This window comes from Paenibacillus sp. 22594 (assembly GCF_052044425.1).
Lineage (GTDB): Bacteria > Bacillota > Bacilli > Paenibacillales > Paenibacillaceae > Paenibacillus_AQ.
Window position 1 is genome coordinate 494,336 of sequence record NZ_JBQENA010000004.1, and the last position, 16,878, is coordinate 511,213.

12 protein-coding genes and 1 riboswitch are annotated in these 16,878 nt (G+C 50.1%); of the genes, 2 read left to right on the forward strand and 10 right to left on the reverse strand.

What is annotated here, in order from left to right:
* Positions 1 to 29: 29 nt before the first annotated feature.
* Positions 30 to 713 carry a hypothetical protein gene (locus tag ACTJKB_RS16390; RefSeq protein WP_440835369.1) on the reverse strand — a complete coding sequence of 228 codons (684 nt, stop codon included), beginning with the start codon at positions 711 to 713 and terminating at the stop codon, positions 30 to 32.
* A gap of 182 nt (positions 714 to 895) precedes the next feature.
* Complete coding sequence (locus tag ACTJKB_RS16395) at positions 896 to 1,588, reverse strand: M50 family metallopeptidase (protein ID WP_440835371.1); 693 nt, start codon at positions 1,586 to 1,588, stop codon at positions 896 to 898.
* Between the two features lie 283 nt (positions 1,589 to 1,871).
* Between ACTJKB_RS16395 and ACTJKB_RS16400 the strand changes: the two genes are divergently transcribed.
* Positions 1,872 to 2,360 (forward strand): hypothetical protein, encoded by a 489-nt coding sequence (locus ACTJKB_RS16400; protein WP_440835373.1) that lies wholly within the window; start codon positions 1,872 to 1,874, stop codon positions 2,358 to 2,360.
* Positions 2,361 to 2,384: 24 nt separating this feature from the next.
* Positions 2,385 to 3,089: an AIM24 family protein gene (locus tag ACTJKB_RS16405; protein WP_440835375.1), complete on the forward strand. Its 705-nt coding sequence runs from the start codon at positions 2,385 to 2,387 to the stop codon at positions 3,087 to 3,089.
* 128 nt (positions 3,090 to 3,217) lie between these two features.
* Here ACTJKB_RS16405 and ACTJKB_RS16410 read toward each other — a convergent pair whose 3' ends face one another.
* The 8 genes from ACTJKB_RS16410 to ACTJKB_RS16445 all read right to left on the reverse strand — a co-directional run bounded on the left by ACTJKB_RS16410 (position 3,218) and on the right by ACTJKB_RS16445 (position 16,833).
* Entirely contained in the window at positions 3,218 to 3,673 is a 456-nt protein-coding gene (locus ACTJKB_RS16410) for a Dps family protein (protein ID WP_440835377.1), read from the reverse strand.
* A gap of 101 nt (positions 3,674 to 3,774) precedes the next feature.
* A complete protein-coding gene (locus tag ACTJKB_RS16415; RefSeq protein ID WP_440835620.1) occupies positions 3,775 to 5,250 on the reverse strand; it encodes a potassium/proton antiporter in 1,476 nt (491 codons plus the stop codon).
* A gap of 124 nt (positions 5,251 to 5,374) precedes the next feature.
* Positions 5,375 to 8,059, reverse strand: a complete 2,685-nt coding sequence (locus ACTJKB_RS16420) for a discoidin domain-containing protein (RefSeq protein ID WP_440835379.1) — start codon at positions 8,057 to 8,059, stop codon at positions 5,375 to 5,377.
* A gap of 65 nt (positions 8,060 to 8,124) precedes the next feature.
* Positions 8,125 to 9,660 carry a glycosyl hydrolase gene (locus ACTJKB_RS16425; RefSeq protein ID WP_440835381.1) on the reverse strand — a complete coding sequence of 512 codons (1,536 nt, stop codon included), beginning with the start codon at positions 9,658 to 9,660 and terminating at the stop codon, positions 8,125 to 8,127.
* Between the two features lie 199 nt (positions 9,661 to 9,859).
* Positions 9,860 to 12,271 (reverse strand): PA14 domain-containing protein, encoded by a 2,412-nt coding sequence (locus tag ACTJKB_RS16430; protein WP_440835383.1) that lies wholly within the window; start codon positions 12,269 to 12,271, stop codon positions 9,860 to 9,862.
* Between the two features lie 13 nt (positions 12,272 to 12,284).
* Positions 12,285 to 12,365: riboswitch (cyclic di-GMP riboswitch) on the reverse strand.
* Positions 12,366 to 12,578: 213 nt separating this feature from the next.
* A complete protein-coding gene (locus tag ACTJKB_RS16435) occupies positions 12,579 to 13,952 on the reverse strand; it encodes a sugar phosphate nucleotidyltransferase (protein WP_440835384.1) in 1,374 nt (457 codons plus the stop codon).
* 435 nt (positions 13,953 to 14,387) lie between these two features.
* Complete coding sequence (locus tag ACTJKB_RS16440) at positions 14,388 to 15,728, reverse strand: UDP-glucose dehydrogenase family protein (protein WP_440835385.1); 1,341 nt, start codon at positions 15,726 to 15,728, stop codon at positions 14,388 to 14,390.
* Positions 15,729 to 15,732: 4 nt separating this feature from the next.
* Complete coding sequence (locus ACTJKB_RS16445; RefSeq protein WP_074112643.1) at positions 15,733 to 16,833, reverse strand: glycosyltransferase; 1,101 nt, start codon at positions 16,831 to 16,833, stop codon at positions 15,733 to 15,735.
* Positions 16,834 to 16,878 lie beyond the last annotated feature (45 nt).

The following is a 16,878-nucleotide window of genomic DNA, read 5'->3' on the forward strand; positions in this document are numbered from 1 at the left end:
GCAGGATTGCGCATATGCCGGAGAGCTCTCTATCTTGTTGCTGTCTTCCTCCATACATTAACCTCTGCGTCAAGCTGTTTATACACGGTTTCCGCTTCTTTCACAAGCTGCATGTCTCCTGATCTGGCCGCCAGGAGCAGCAGGTCATCCGCTTGCCTCCGGAGATGCTCGAAGTCCGTCTGCACAGAGCTTTTTGTCCTCTGCAGCACCGCTTCTTCCAGCAGTTTTTCTGTCTTCAGCAGCTCCAAATGCTTCTCTACATGGAAGCAGCATTTTTCAGACAATACATCCGTATGATGTGAATATTCCAAGCTGAGTTTCTTCAAAGGCAGCTCGCGGATCCGTTCTACCGGAGGCTGCTTGTACTGCCACTGCAGCCAGAGAGCTTCATGTATTCCCGCCGGTTTAGCTGCCATAGAGAATTCCAATGCGATAAATTTACGTGCCTTGGATTGTATTTTTCCAAGCCTTAGCAGTATGGAACGTCCTTCCCCGGCTTCTGCGGTGCAGCCATGACAATCATTTACTGTCACATGCGCCTCCAGCCAGATCCTAAGTTCAATATCACTGGCCACCACCTTCCGGCTTTTCCTACGGGATTCTTCCTTCTCCGAAATCCCCTTCCACTCTATGAGCAGTATGACATTTTGGGCTCCGCCGGCAAAAATCCGTTCCTGGCTCCATGTAAATATGGGCTGAATACTTGCTTGCATATTTCCACCTCTTTCTTTTTTTGGGTCTTCTATTAATGTACCAATATTGGCGGACAACTCCTTGTCATGGAATATATGTTCGGTCCTAGAATATCGACAAAAAAAGAGCCACTCTCCTTGTAAAGTAGTGTGCCTCTTTGCGAAAGCTCATTCTTTTGTCTAAAGATGGCGGAAGATTGCCATTATTTTAGTAGTTTGTTCGAGTTGCGTCTGCCCCGTTCCCCCTCGAAAAAGAACCCGAGTGCCCATTTCGCGCACAGCAGCGAGAATACAAAGAACAGGAGTGCCCAGACGATGGCAGGCAGAGGTGTAAGCCTTGCCAGATTGGCCGCATCCCCCGAACGCTCTGGTGTAATTGCCGCAGCCGAGACCAGAAACAGTGTACCCATGACGGATTCCTCCAGGGTTAGAAAAGCCAGAAATAAATAATAATATTTGCCGGCCTTTGGCCAGACCAACAGCATCATGAGATTTAACAGGATGAATCCGCTTAGCCACACCATTCCAAAGCCGCCCCGTACATACAGGACAAGCATGATCAGCGCCACACCGGATGCCATGATCAGCCCCCATTGATAGCGCCCTCTAGTATATAAATAGAATAGCAGGAGCGAGAATACGGACGCCAGCAGATAACCTGCAAGAGATACCAGAATCGCTTTGCCACCCGCTTCTATTGCCGAATAGGTTACTCCGCTGTGATCCGCGTACAGTTCAATCCGCAGCACACTACCCGAGAGCATCAGTGTCACCAGCGCATGGCCAAATTCATGGAACATGGTATCCAGATTACGAAACAGGGAGGAAAACGGTATCCATCGGGTTAGTAGTGCAGAACCTGCAAGAAACAGCAGGGTTTTGAGCCATTTATTCATAGCATGCAGCCCCTTTCCGTTCAAAGTATACGTTAATTTAAGCGGAAACGGTAGACTGCTGATACGCCTTTGCCGGCCATATACAGGACAGTACCTTTTCAGGGTGAAATAGAAACCATCAGGAGGCTTATGCGGTATTACTGATAGGTGGTTATCATTCAGGTGAAATAATCCCCTAAACCGCCAAATTCAGCCCATCTTCGGCACCCTATGCCGCGCGAATGTTGTCCTGCTATGCTAAAATAAAGAAGGAAGACTAGCCTAATACAGGTGGTGATTTATAATGAAGCAAAAGGTAAAACGCACGTATGCCAAATTGTTGTCTTCAGCACTGCTGCTCCTGGGACTGTCAGTCATCTTTCCCGCTCCTGCGGCAAAAGCAAATTATATCAATGATATATATAATGGATTGCAGAATTTCTCGGAGCTTCCCGGTGAGGTTAACAAGCTGCAGGAGAGTTATCAGCAAACGGCGGAGGAGCTTCAGCAGACAAAGGACGAGCTTGGGCAGACTAAAGACCAATTGGGCCAGACCCTGCAGCAGATGGCAGACTATCAGACCCAGAACGCTGCTCTGCAGGAACAGAATCGTAAGCTTAGCCAAGTGGTCAATGAATTGAAAGATGATCGTACGGCCAGGGAAAAGTACTACAACCGGATCAAAAATACTATATTTACCGGAATTGCACTTGTACTCGGTTACTTCCTGATGATCCGGCTGCTGCGGCTGGGCATGCGCCACCGGTCCAGAAAAAGTGACCGCCTGGGTTAATGAGTACATGAGGGAGTGTAAAGTATGAACATCGATATCCAAGATGAAGGTGACAGCGGCAGCGGACAAGCCGTGGCTTTCACTGTTGATGAGAACGAGGAGATCCATGTGCTGCATCCGCAGCAAATTATCGCATATCAAGGCCCTTCTTCAGGCCGTGCGGACCGGCTGATGGATGTCAAGGGAATGTACCGCAAGCGCAAACTGATCCGCTCGGATATGACCGGCCCCTGCCGCTTTGTCGCCGCTTTACCTCCAGGCTACCGCGTCAAGACCTTCCATCTGGACGGGAAAAGCGATTTGCTCTATGATTTCAGGCATTTGTTCTTCTACAGCAAAGGAATCACCATGCAGACAAGAGTGCTAAGTATGAAGAACATGTTTGTGACACGCGATATTATCAAGGTCAAGTTCTCCGGACCGGGGAGCATCGGTATTCTGACCGAAGGAACGGTATGTGAAGCCGAGCTGCATCCCTTCGATCCTATATATATTGATGCCGGCAGTATCATCGCTTATCCCGAAAATGCCAAGCTTGAACTGACAGTCTATGGCAATCACTTAGCCAGCCAGCATATGAGCTACCACTGGAAAATGACCGGTCACGGGCCGGTGATGTTTCAGGCTGGACGCCAAAGCCGCCGCTTCGAGCGTGACAATAATGAAGACGGCATTATCAAGCGGTTTCTGCGTGAAGCCATCCCTTTCGGCGGAGTCTTCATTAAGTAGCTCTGGTGAGATTACCCATACACCTGCAAAAGAGCGCCCGCGAATTCACATCGCGCGGCGCTCTTTGTACATACGGCTATTCTGCTCAAGCGACAAAGGAAGCTTATTTCACTTCTTCGCCTTCTGTATTAGCCCAGAAAAGCGTTCAGCATCCAGGCGGATTTCTCCACACTGCTTCTGATTCCAGTCAGCAGGTCGGCAGTAGGCTGATCGCTCAGCTCTTCTGCAGCTGAAATCGTGCTCTTCAGCTCTTCAGTGACAACAGCAAAGTCCTTAATCAGCTGAGCAACCATTTCCTTGGCCGTTTCGCCGCCAACGGCTTCCTTAAGCTCAGATAGGGCCAAATATTGTGACATAGTCGAGGCCGGTTGTCCACCGATAGCAAGCAGGCGTTCTGCCAGATCATCCACATATGTAGCTGCTTGGGTATACAGCTCTTCAAATTTGGCATGCAGCGTGAAGAATTGCGTTCCGCTCACATACCAGTGATAGTGATGCAGCTTGACTCCCAGCAGTGTCCAATTTGCGGTTTGGCGGTTCAAGGCAGCGTGCAGTTCAGTCTGGCTTTTAATTTGTGTACTCATTCCAATACCCTCCTGTGACCTGTATATTTGTCATTTGTATTTAGACTCATTCTAAATCTATATACAATTTAACACAATCCTTGTTCTTTTGCAATCTGTTTTTAAACCATAGGAATATTGGATTCCGCCGCCTTACCTTTGCCACTGCGGAAAATGGATCTCATCTCGTCACGCTTGGATTTGGGGCTGAGCACATAAACTGTATCTCCGGGCTCGATAACAGTGCTCCCATGCGGGGTCACGATATTTTTATTGCGGATGATGGCAGTAAAGAGAATATCATCGGGCAGCCCCATCTGTGCGATCTGCATGCCGGCTATGGGCATGTGCTTGTCGATAGCAATATGATTGAATTCGGAATCCGTCTTGCCGAGTGCCACTAGCTCCATTAACGAAGGCTGGGCGTCGTCTTTGCCAACCAGCTTCAGTCTGGAGGCCAACGGGGAAATGGTTGTTCCTTGAATGACTGCCGAGGTCAATACCACAAAGAATACCACATTGAAAAACAATTGCCCGTGAGGAAGTCCCGCCAGCAGTGGATAGGTCGCCAGTACAATCGGTACCGCCCCGCGAAGGCCGGCCCAGGAGATCAGCGTTTTCTCACGGAGCGAGAACCTGGAAAACAGCAGGCTTAGGAATACCCCCACCGGTCTTGCGACCAGCATAAGAATAACCGACAACAGCAGGCCCTCCCAGGCAATCTCCGCCAGCTCATCGGGGAACACAAGCAGGCCCAGCAGTGTGAACATCGCAATTTGCATCATCCATGCAAAGCCATGATTAAAATTCATGATGGTACGGTGATACATCAGCTCGGAGTTACCCAGAGTCAGACCCATGACATATACCGCCAGAAGTCCGCTGCTGTGCACCGTCACTGCAAGCCCATAGGTCAATACAGCGAATCCTATTGCCATAACCGGATACAACCCGGTGGAATCCAGATTAATCCGGTTTATCAAATAGACGGCAAGCTTCCCGACAGCAATCCCCATGAACAGGCCTATCCCCATTTCCCAGATAAAGGACAGTACGAGGCTCCAAACGGCTGTATTGGGATGCTGAATCCATTCAATTAACGATACCGTCAAAAAGACAGCCATCGGATCGTTACTTCCTGATTCTGCCTCAAGTGTTGAAGTCAGGCGCTTATCAATATTTTTGCCGCCGAGGACGGAGAACACGGCTGCCGCATCGGTGGAGCCCACGATCGCTCCGAACAGCAGGCTTTCTGCCCATGGCACATCGAGTACAAGCCTTGCGAATATTCCCACAATCGCTGTCGTCAGGAGCACCCCTATTGTAGCTAATGATAGCGCCGGTGCGATGATGGGCCGAATGTCCTTCATGCTGGTCTGCATACCGCCCTCAAACAAAATAACAATCAATGCAAAAATACCTGCTACTTGCGTCAATGAGGCGTTGTTGAAAAAAACAAAGCGGCTGAGCAACATTCCCGCTGCGATGAACAGCACAAGCGCCGGCATGCCAAAGCGTGTGGAAAGTTTGGTGGAGAGCACACCCACCAGCATCAGCGCAGCCAGCAATAAAATAATATTGTCCGCAAGGTGAGTCATGTCTACGGTACCGCCTTTCTGGTAAGCAGTGGGCTTCCAAAGCATCCAATGCCTTTATTCATCTTTCCCAATTCGCAGTAAAAAACCCCAGTGGCTCTATGAATCCACGGAGGTTATCCGGATGCTATTCTCTTGAGTATACCTGCATTTCTTGGATCGACCAGTAATTCCCGCCAGATCCGGTCTGCAAAATCCGGATATATCTGGTTTTGACCGGGGCAAACACAATTTTGGTCATCTCCAGTTTTCCTTTACCCGAAACGATCTTGTTCCAGTTCTTAGCATCATCCGAAATATATAGCTCATATCCCCGGGGATAATCATATGAAGATAAGGTATAGTCCAAATCAACAGCTTCCACTGAATGCACTTGGCCAAGATCAATCTGAAAGTATTCTCCCGATGCCTGGTGTTTGCCGGTATCCCAGCGAGTCCGCCTGTCTCCGTCAATGGCATTCTCCGGATTAGAGGCTTCTGTATTCACATTGGACGACACCTTCCAGTCCGAACGGTCCAAAGGAACCAATCCAGTCGCTGTAATCTGAGTTTTTTCCGACATTACTCCTGAGCCCACCACTCTTACTGCGTAAGTATATAGCGTGCCTTCATTCAGCTTGCTATCTGTATACCCGGTATCGGCAATACCACTTGCAACCACTTTCAAATCACTGCCTGAGCCGTCGGCCCGGAGCACTTCATAGCTTGCTCCAGGGGCCTCCAGCCAATTCAGCTTAACGGACAGCCCTTTGACGGCTGCCGCTTTTAAACCTTGAGGCGCAACGTCCGCCACCTCAGAAGAGGGTTCCAGTATATACTGTACTGCCTCTCCCGGTGCGAGCGTCTCCGTAAATTCAAGAACAGGGGTAGCCTTTCTTTCCGAAACGTAGCTTCGGGCTTCTTCATACGTATCGCCATTACCAAAGCGTTCGCCCTCATACACGGTTTTCTTAGGCATCGTCACCTTCACTGTAACGGTTTGCGGGGTCTCTTCGAAGTTCACAAAGTTCACCAGCACCTTGTTTGAGGTGGCCTCACTACCCGCCAAAGGCTCAAGTGTAGAGGTATCTACCGCACGGACATAGACCAGTTTGTCAGCTAACGCATTCTTATTGGTGATGTCATAGCTTAGCGGAGCACCGTGTGTTGCATAGGCCAGATCCAGCCGTCTCATGATGCTGACCCGGGAATCCTCATCCTTTTTGGTATAATAGATCTCCGTTTTTGCTGGATCATGCTCTTCCAGATTAAAGCCGTATTTGAACAAACTAAAATTCTTGAAAAAAGCGGCATGCTGCACAAACATATCCGCATAACCGATATGGGCGCGCATAATCCGGTCGAACACCGCCGCCGTGCGCTCAGAAGCTCCGTATTGGTAAGCGTCCACATGGGAGTCAGAGGTTCCGAACTCCGTCGTCAGCATTTTTTTACCAAGTCCATCCGCTGCTCCGCCAAAGGTTTTGAGGTTCTCGGTAAAACTGCCTCCGTTGCTGAAAATATAGGACTCCCCGTAGGAATGCCCATTCGTCAGGTCGGTGACTTTCTCCAGCTCATCCCGCTGCTCCGGATCACGTTCCCAGCCGTCGGGATCGCCGCACTGGCGTGACGTTCCTCTCTGATTGCCGCAGGAATCCTTACTGTAATCCGGCCAATAGGCCCAGCCTGGAGCTACGGTCTGCAGATGGGGGGCGATGGTCTTGCCTTTTTTGTTCAACCATTCTGCAATAGCCAGGTTCACCGCCTTGGAGCGGTTGAACAGACCCGGCTCATTATCCACCTCATAATACTGGAAGTACGGGCTGTACTGTTCGAAATAATCGGTTAGCTTCTTCTCCGCATCTTCCGGCAGTGAGCCGTCTTCCTTAAGCTTGATATCTCCGGTATACAGGTACAAAGCTACAGCCTGCATGTTGTAATCTTTGAGCACCTTGTAATAATCCCCCATATTCGAACAGGAACGGCCCACATCGCTAGCACAGCTGGTGCGCATGATATTCCCGCTGTAAGCTACTCCAAGCCACTTCATGATATAAGGCAGATGTGTAACCGCACCTTCGTCAAAATAAAACTGCTTATTGTTGACCATAGTGCCGGTCAGGGTGTAGCTGCCATGAATCGGCTCCTTGATCGGAGATTTCAGGGACTCCAGGCGGAGGTTGTCCCAGGTCCACCAGTTGTATTTATCCTCCATGTCAGAGGAGTAAATTCCGCGCGCGACCTGCAGCTTCAGCTCATTGGTACCGGTAATCAGCTGCTCCTTCGGAATATACAGCTCATATGTTTTTCGGAAGGTATATTTGCTGTCTGTTCCAGAAACACCGGCGATCTGAATGATTCCCGATAGCTGGCGGTTGGAGAACACGCTCATCTGCGGAACGGATTTGTAAGCATCCAGGATGCTTACGCGAAATAAGACCCCGTTCACCGGGATCTTATCCAGCTTGTACGAAATGCGCAGTTCGGGATTAGTATCCCCTCTGAGCCCAGAAGGGATCTTCTGGAGCACAGAGGATTTTAGAGCAGAAGAAGCGGCATTAACCACTTCCTCCACATTCGCGGTGCCAGTCTCCGCAAATTCCCCAGCGGATCCATCATGCTGTCCCAGCTCCCAGAGCACTGTGCCCTCCGGCAGCTCCGGTCCCACATCACTTGCTGAGGACAGCTTGGTCATGTCTACCTCCACTTTGCCCCTATTCGTTCCGTTATCTCCGAAGACAGAGACGGACAACAGAAACAAGATGGTCAGTGCTACGAATTTTAGTAGAATGTGAAGGGGTTTGTATGTTTTTTTCTTAGTCCTAGTTCTCATTCCCTTGTCCTCGCTTTCTTCTGGGGTGCGTGTTCAACTCTGTAAAGGCTCGTCTGCTTCGTTCATCAAGGAAAGGTAAGGGCACTCGGGGAAATGACCGCACTCTTCTGGCTCGGACTCTTCCACATCAAACGGATGCTTGCATCTCCGCGGTTCTCGTAATACTCGACCTTAATGTCATAAGAGACTCCTGCGCTTAGCTGCATGCTTCCTTCGCGGCTAACACCACTTTGCTTCTTCCAGCTGTCGATGATTAGCTGGCCGCCGATCCATACACGTATGCCATCATCCGAGGAAGCAGTGAAGGTATACTTCTCATTGTAGCCTGCCTTGATTTTACCCGTCCAGCGAACGGAGAATGTGTCCTTATTAAGGCCCGCAGCCGGACCGTTTCCATGCCAGTTAAAATCAATCTTCTTGTCATTACGGATCAGTGCAGGAGTCCCTGATAGTTCGGCATTGTTGAAATATTCTCCTGTTAAGCCTTTTTTGGCAATAACGGGCACCGGAGTGTTCGGTTTGGCGTTTAGGGATTCAATGTATTCCTTTCTCGAAACCGTGTACTTATCCGTCATAAAGCTTCGGATTTTCTGGAGGTCATTTTTTTCAGTCAGCATTTTCCCCCATGTCATCGTATATACCCATTTACGCTGGGTTTGAGACAATGTGACAGGGTCTGGAAGCTCTCCACTCTCTCCTATGCCAATAGGCTTGCCATCAGCCAGATTGAGAAGATCTGAATAGTAGGACTGCTTGTAATCATTATTGTAGATATCTGCTGCCAATATATCCACCTTATCCGCCCCCGGGTAGTAGGCACTATAAGGATCTGCCCACTCATTCGGTGCATTCGGATTCCACACCCACAATAAATTATTGAGTTTATGCTTGTTGACCAAACGGTCGTAAGTGATGTCCCAGAGCTTGGAGAAGTTATCCTTCTGCCCCCACCAGAACCAGTTCCCGTTCATCTCGTGATAAGGACGCCATAGGACAGGAACCCCTGCATCCCGCAATTCCCCCAGATAGACGGCAATCTCATCAAGGGAAGCAAGGAGGCTTTTGTATTGTATGGTACCGGGAGTTACGTAGGCATCAAACAACTCCTGGCTCAGACTCGTGTGGACGTTCGCCCATTCAGGAGTTGTGCCTGGAAGATTCTGGTGGAACGTCATTGCCACAATGCCTCCATCTTCATGCCATTCGATGGCACTGTCCACAACATTCTGCCGCTGACGGGCGATCGTCCTCTCCGACTGGTTATTGATCGCTCCAAGCTCATAGCCATGCAAGACGGCGTAATCCCCCGTTGCATTCTTCAGCTTGTTGTTGTATTCATCCGGGCTCTCCAGATAATCATGCTGCCCGGAAATCACGCCTTTTCCTCCCAGGTCAACCAGATAATCGAGCAGGCCGGCAGCTTCCTTCGAAGCCGCAGGATTCACTGGTGTGACTGCCTCCACCTTCGCCTCCGACTCCGTAGGAATGTCTATACTTCGTTCGACGGCAAGACTGCGGACCTCACTCCATGGCAGCAAGGAAAGGATGAAAATAATAGGTATAATCGTAGTAAAAAGCCGGTACTTACGGTAAGTGTTCAATGTAATCTCCTCTCTCCAGCCTCAAGTGCTGTCATTGACGCTTATGGATGGTCTTCCCGCTAAGGGTTACATCATCCTGCGGCAATACAGACTAATAGCTTAGTAGCCCTGCTGTTTAGCAGGGCCATCGGACTTTTAGGATTTTAGAATTGTAACGTCTTAACCAGTATCGGCGTTCGGTGATGAATTCAGCAGTACTTTAGGAAGCGGAAGGAAGGAACAGTGCGCTGGCAGGGACCGTCCCCTTGACTTGACTTGGACTTTCCCACATCAGCCGCGCTCTTGCATCCCCTTGGTTCTCGTAATACTCCACTTTGATATCATATAGTTGCCCGGCTTGCAGGCTTATGCTTCCTGTGCGTTCGGTCCCGCTCTGCTTCATCCAGCTGTCAATGACAAGAGTGTTATTGACCCAAACGCGGACACCATCATCTGATGTTGTATAAATCTGATAGGTTTCGCTATACAGCGGTTTGATCTTGCCACTCCATCTTACGGAAAAGAAATCAATGCCAATCGCAGCATCCGGTGTACCCAGCCGCCAGTTGAAATCCAGCAAAGCATCGGTGCGTACAACTGTGGGAGCACCGGTTAACTGCATATTATTGAAATATTCCGCCTGCAGCCCGTTTGCTGTAGGGGCCACTGTTAGAGCCGGCGTTGGTGCCAGTGTTGGCACCGGTGTTGGTGTCGGCGTCGGTGTTGGTGTTGGCACCGGTGTTGGTGTCGGTGTTGGCACCGGTGTTGGTGTCGGTGTTGGCACCGGTGTTGGTGTCGGTGTTGGTGTTGGCACCGGCGTTGGCACCGGCGTTGGCACCGGCGTTGGTGTAGGTGTTGGCACCGGTGTTGGTGTTGGTGTTGGTGTTGGTGTCGGTGTTGGTGTTGGTGCTTCTACAAGCGCCAGCGATGTTTTGCTTACGCTGGCTGCTGACGTATTTACAAACAATGCGCTTGTTGGGACAGTCGCTTTGACCTGGCTTGCGCTTTGCCACATCAAACGAATGTTGGCATCGCCTGCATTTTCATAATATTCCACTCTGATATCATAGAGCTGTCCAGCCGTCATAGCGATACTTCCGAAACGTTCGGTTCCGCTCTGCTTGGTCCAGCTGTCGATTACGGCTATGCCATTAATCCAGACACGGATACCATCGTCAGAAGTAGTGATAATCTGGTAGGTCTCACTGTATAAAGGCTTGATCTGCCCGGTCCAGCGGGCCGAGACCCCATCCACCTTTATGGAGCTGGCCGGTGAGCCTTGACGCCAGTTGAAATTAAGCAGAGCGTCGTCACGGACCATTGCAGGTGTGCCTGAAAGCGTCATGTTGTTGAAATACTCTCCGTGAAGTCCATTCACAACAGGCGTCTGTACTGTATCACCGGACGCTGGAGTGGTTATTGGCTTTACCGTTGCTGTGGGTACAGGCGCTGGCGTAGCAGTCGGCGTTGGTGTTGCCGTCGGTGTGGCAGTTGGCGTAGCAGTCGGTGTTGCAGTTGGCGTTGCCGTCGGTGTAGCAGTTGGTGTTGGCGTTGCCGTCGGTGTGACAGTTGGAGCAGGTGTCTGCACTACCCCAGCTTTATATTCATTAAGCGATACTGTGTAGCTGTCACTCATAAAATTTTTGATGGTATCTGTACTGTTATTCTCATAGAGCATTTTTCCCCAGTTCATCATGTATACCCATTTTCTCTGGGAAAGCTGGAGCTTGGCTGTACTTGGCATTTCACCATTTTCGCCGATAGCAATGGGTTTGCCGTTCGCGAGGATCAACAGGTTGTCATAATACTTGTTCATATAATCATTGTTATATATATCTGCTGCAAGGACGTCTACCTTACCCGCTCCCGGATAGGTCAGTTCGTATGGATCAGACCAGGCATTGGGAGCATTCGGGTTCCATACCCACAGCAGGTTGTTTAATTGATGAACGCCCACAAAACGCTCATACATAATATTCCAAAGTTCCGCAAAATTGTTTTTCTTCCCCCACCAGAACCAGTTGCCGTTCATTTCGTGGTAAGGTCTCCAAAGTACAGGAACGCCCGCGTCCCGCAAGCTTTTGAGCGAAACCGCCACTTTGTCGAGATCGGCGATGAGGCTGTTGTATTGGGCTGTTCCAGGTGTTACATACTTATTGAAGTCCTCTTGGCTGAGCGTCTTCTGCACATTGGACCACAGATAGGAGGTCCCGGGCAGTTGCTCATGGAAGGTCATGGCGACGATGCCGCCATTTTTATACCAGTTGATCGCACTGTTCACTACATTTTTGCGCTGAGTTGCTGCAGTACTTTCCGACTGGCCGCTGATCACGCCAAGCTCGAATCCGTGGAGGGCAGCGAATTGTCCGCTGGTTCCCTTTAGTTTGTTACTGAACTCATCCGGGCTCTCCAGGTAGTCATGCTGGCCTGTGATAATGCCTTTTCCGGAAATGGTGTACAGATTGTCAAGCAGCTTGACAGCTTCAGCTGAAGCATCCGGATTAACCGGTGCTGAAGAACTCGAAGCAGCTGCGGTCGAAGGCGCAGCCCCCAAACCCAGTGGTACAGCAGTCAACAACAGGGCAATCGTTAAAATGGTGCACAGCAGACGCGACTTACGGTAAGTTGTCAAAATTCATCTTCCTTTCGGTAGCCAGGCTGCCACTCTTTCGAAGGCCCTATAGCTTTGCGTCCCTATCTTTCGATTAGGTTTGCCTTTTTCGTTTTGGAAGGATTTATCCCTCTTACCGTAAGTATCGTCTCTATTAAATTTTTAGTTTAGAGCATTAATGAATTTTTCTTAATAAATGGTTCTTAATACCTGTTTTGGATTTGCCACAATTGGGTAAATAGATATTTTAGCCCTATGTTTAGGACCACCCAACACAGGTTCCGGGACGGTTCAGTCGAATTCTACAGCGCGTTAAGCGCTGCTATTTTCACGAAATAAATTGCTGAAGAGCAATATCTTTCCAGTCCAGTGTGATGCGGATATTATCCTCTTCTACCAGCTCTGAACCGGTCTGCACCTCAATGAACTCCACATCGGTCAACGCCAGGATTGCATGTTTCGTGCCTTCCGGTATGCGCACAACATCTCCCGCTTTCACATTATGCATCTTCTCATTCAGCACAATGCTGGCTTCCCCGCTGACGATCGTCCAGATTTCACTGCGTTTGTGATGCAGCTGATAGCTGATGTTTTTTCCTTCGGCTATGAAAATCCGCTTGGTCAGCACCTCGTTGCCCTCATCATATTTCACATAATCAATAACCTTATAGTGGCCCCAGCGGCGTTCCTCGTACATGGGTCTTTGTTCAAAAGACTTCAGCACTTCCTTAATCCGCGGGCTTTCCGCTTTGTGAGTAACCAGAATGCCATCCGGGCTGGCTGCGATGATTAAATCTTTCGCACCGATGACTGTAATCGGAATATCCAGTTCGTTGATCAGGCAGGTTCCTTCAGAATCGGCAGTCACGAACCCTTTGCCCACGTGGTTGCTGCTCATTTCCTCGGTGAGGGTATTCCAGGTGCCAAGATCCTTCCAGAAACCGGCGTACGGCTGAACGACGATATTCTCCTCTTTTTCCACCACTTCGTAGTCAAAACTGATGGAAGCCAGCAATTTATATTGCTTCTGCAGCTCCTCATAGTTCAAAGGCAAACCTTTACGCTGCAAAATATCCAGTAAATAACCCAAGCGGAATGCAAATACTCCGCAGTTCCACAACGCGCCCTTGCTGATCAGTTCCTCAGCCTGTACACGGTCCGGCTTCTCCTGGAAATGGCTCACCTGCAGATAGCCGCTTGCCGCCGCCTCGTCGCTTGTAGGAATAATATAGCCGTATTTCTCAGAAGCCAGCTCAGGAACAACACCCATCAGCGCCAGGTTTGCGCCGCTTTGTTCCATCGTTGCTTCAAGCTGGACGACGGTGTCAAAAAATGATGCCTCCACATAAGGATCGACCGGCAAAATGGCCACGGTCTCGCTGGGAGACACTCCTGCCACCGAATACAGATAAGCTGCAGTCAAAGCGATGGCCGGGAAGGTATCACGGCGTTCCGGCTCCACAATGATTGGCACTTCTGTGCCGAGCTGGCTCTGTATCATCTCCACTTGGCTGCGGCCGGTCGCAAGGTAGGAGGATTCCGCCATCCCTGTCTCCTGCAGCTGTCTCCATACACGCTGTACCATGGACTCCGGCTCACCTGCCGGACTTTGCAGTACCTTCAGAAATTGCTTGGAACGTGAATCATTGGACAAAGGCCAGAGACGTTTACCAGAGCCGCCAGATAGAAGTACCAGTTTCATATGTGAACCCTCCTATTTATGTTTTGTCGCGAAAATATCGGATTGTTATCGTAAGCTTCTGCCGGGTGGCTGACGCATGAAGGATAGGAATGCCACTCTCGCTTTATGCTGCATGACAATGTTTAAGGTCAACTGTTGCGGGAGTCACTGCAAGGAATGTTTGGACTTTCGGCCGCTGTTGTCTGCAGATTTCTTGATTTAAACCGCTGGTCACGGTGGAAATCTGCAGACAAAGGCGGACGCTACGCTCCTACAGTTCCAAAATTCCTCTCCGTTCCTTCCCTTAACAGCTTCCCAAGCAGCATTTTCACTGTAGCCAGCTACAGTGAATTCCTCTAACCTTCAACTGGCTTCACCCGCAGGCGAAGCGCCCTGCTAAAGATCCAGCATTGCCGCTTGTTTGGGCTGCAGGCAAGAGCAGATAAGATCAAAGGATTAGACCGCACCGGCTACGCTGGGGGAGTAGCCGCTCAGGCCCCCCATTTGCGGGCGGCCGACGGAATGATATTCGAGCCCGGTGCCCTCGATCTGCTCTTTGGAGTACACGTTGCGGCCATCGATCAGCACCTGGCGGCGCATGCTCTCCGCAAGCTTATGCAGATCAATATCCTTGAACATGCTCCAGTCGGTCAGCAGGCATACTGCATCACTGCCTTCCGCCGCTTCTTCCGGCAGACCGCACCAGCGGAGCTGCGGATGATCGTATTGCTGTCTGAAGTTATCTGCAGCAATCGGATCATACAGCTTCACTGTAGCGCCTTCGGCCACTAGTGCCTCAACAATTTCAAGGGCGGGTGCTTCGCGTACATCATCGGTGTTCGGTTTGAAAGCCAGACCCCATACACCGATCACTGCGCCGCGCAGGTTGCCAAGGGATTCATGCAGCTTGGAGAGAATCATAAACCGCTGCCCCTTGTTCACCTCGACTACGGATTTCAGCAGCTTGAACTCGTAATCCACGTTGCCCGCAATCTGGATCAGCGCATTGGTATCTTTCGGGAAACAGGAGCCTCCATAACCGATGCCGGCCTGCAGGAACGAGGAGCCGATTCTACGGTCCATCCCCATGCCTTCCGCCACCAGGGTTACATCAGCTCCCACTTTTTCGCAAATGTTGGCAATCTCGTTAATAAAGGAGATCTTGGTTGCCAGAAAAGCATTGGATGCATATTTGATCATTTCCGCACTGCGGATATCCGTTACGAACACATTTTCCGTGAAGCCCTGGTGAAGCTGGCGCATCGTAGGCTCAAGCTCCGGGTTATCAAGTCCGATGACAATCCGGTCAGGATGGAGCGTATCGCGGATGGCCGAGCCTTCACGCAGGAATTCCGGAGCGGAGACGATATCGAAGGGATGATTCGTGTGGGAAGCGATGATACCACGGATTTTCTCGTTCGTACCAACAGGAACAGTTGACTTGGTCATGATGATTTTGTAGCCTTCCATCGCTTGGGCGACTTCTATGGCTGCACCTTCGATATATCTCAGATCCGCTTCGCCGCCTGGTAATGAAGGTGTCCCTACAGCCAGAATGACGATATCGGAGCGTCTTACCGATTCCTGAAGATCAGAGGAGAAAGAAAGCCTGCCTTCACGCAAATTCATTTCGATCAGCGCTTCGATACCCGGCTCATAGATGGGGGATTCCATCCGGCCCAGCTTTTCAATCTTTTCCTCATCCTTATCCACACAAATCACATGGTTCCCATTCAGTGTAAAACATACGCCAGATACAAGACCGACATAGCCGGTACCGATTACTGTCAGCTTCATACAATCATCCTCCTTTTAGAAAATTGACGTAGGCCTGTTCCACATACTGCTTGAACTGAACCATAAACGCCTGTTCATCGAATTTACGCGCATGACCCATAATCTGCCCAATGTCCCACGCGTAGGACTCCACTTCGTAAATGGCCTTAAGTAAATCATCAACTTCCTGGTGCTGGAAGAATACGCCGTTGACATAGGGTACGATGGTATCCAGTGCTCCTCCGGCCTGATAGGCAATCACCGGTCTTCCTGCAGCATTCGCCTCAAGTGGCGTGATACCAAAGTCCTCTTCTCCGGGAAAAATGAACGCCCGGCACTTCGACATCAGGCCCGTAACCTCCGCATCCTCAAGCCGGCCCAGAAACGATACATTGTCTTTGGCCATGCCCTCCAGACGCTTGCGGTCCGGCCCGTCACCGACGATATACAGCTTCAGACCGTTGCGGTTGAAGGCTTCCACCGCCAGATCAATCCGCTTGTAGGATACAAGCCGGGATACAATCAGGTAGTAATCGCCTATAGAGGACGAACTGCTGAAGCGTGCGGTGTTGATCGGTGGAAAAATCACATCCGCATCCCGGTGGTAATAATTCTGAATCCGCGTTTTTACTACGGACGAATTGGCAACAAACTGGTTTACATTTTTGGAAGTCCGCTGGTCCCAGTTCTTGAGGCGCTGCATGTAGACCTTGAGCAGTCTTTTGAACAATCCGGAATTCGATTGCCGCTCCATGTAAGTGTCATAGTCCCAGGCGAACCGCATCGGAGTATGACAGTAGCAAAGATGAAACGTAGACTCGGGCACCTGTATGCTTTTCATGAAAGCACTGCTGGAACTCAGGACGATATCATACCCGCGAAAGTCCAAATCACGGATGGCCATGGGATAAAGCGGCAGCACCCCTTTAAAATTGGTCTTCACTCCCGGTATTTTTTGCAGCCAGGAGGCCCGGATATCCGCGTCTTTGAGGTTGTCGGTCAGCCGGCTTCCGTTAAAAACCGTCGTGAAGATCGGAGCATCCGGATACATGTGGTGGAATACCTCCACTACTCTTTCCGCCCCGCCCATTTGGATTAAGTAATCGTGCGCTATCGCAATTTTCATGTGAATCATCCTCAAAGTTTTATGGAGCAGCATCATCAAGTAGTG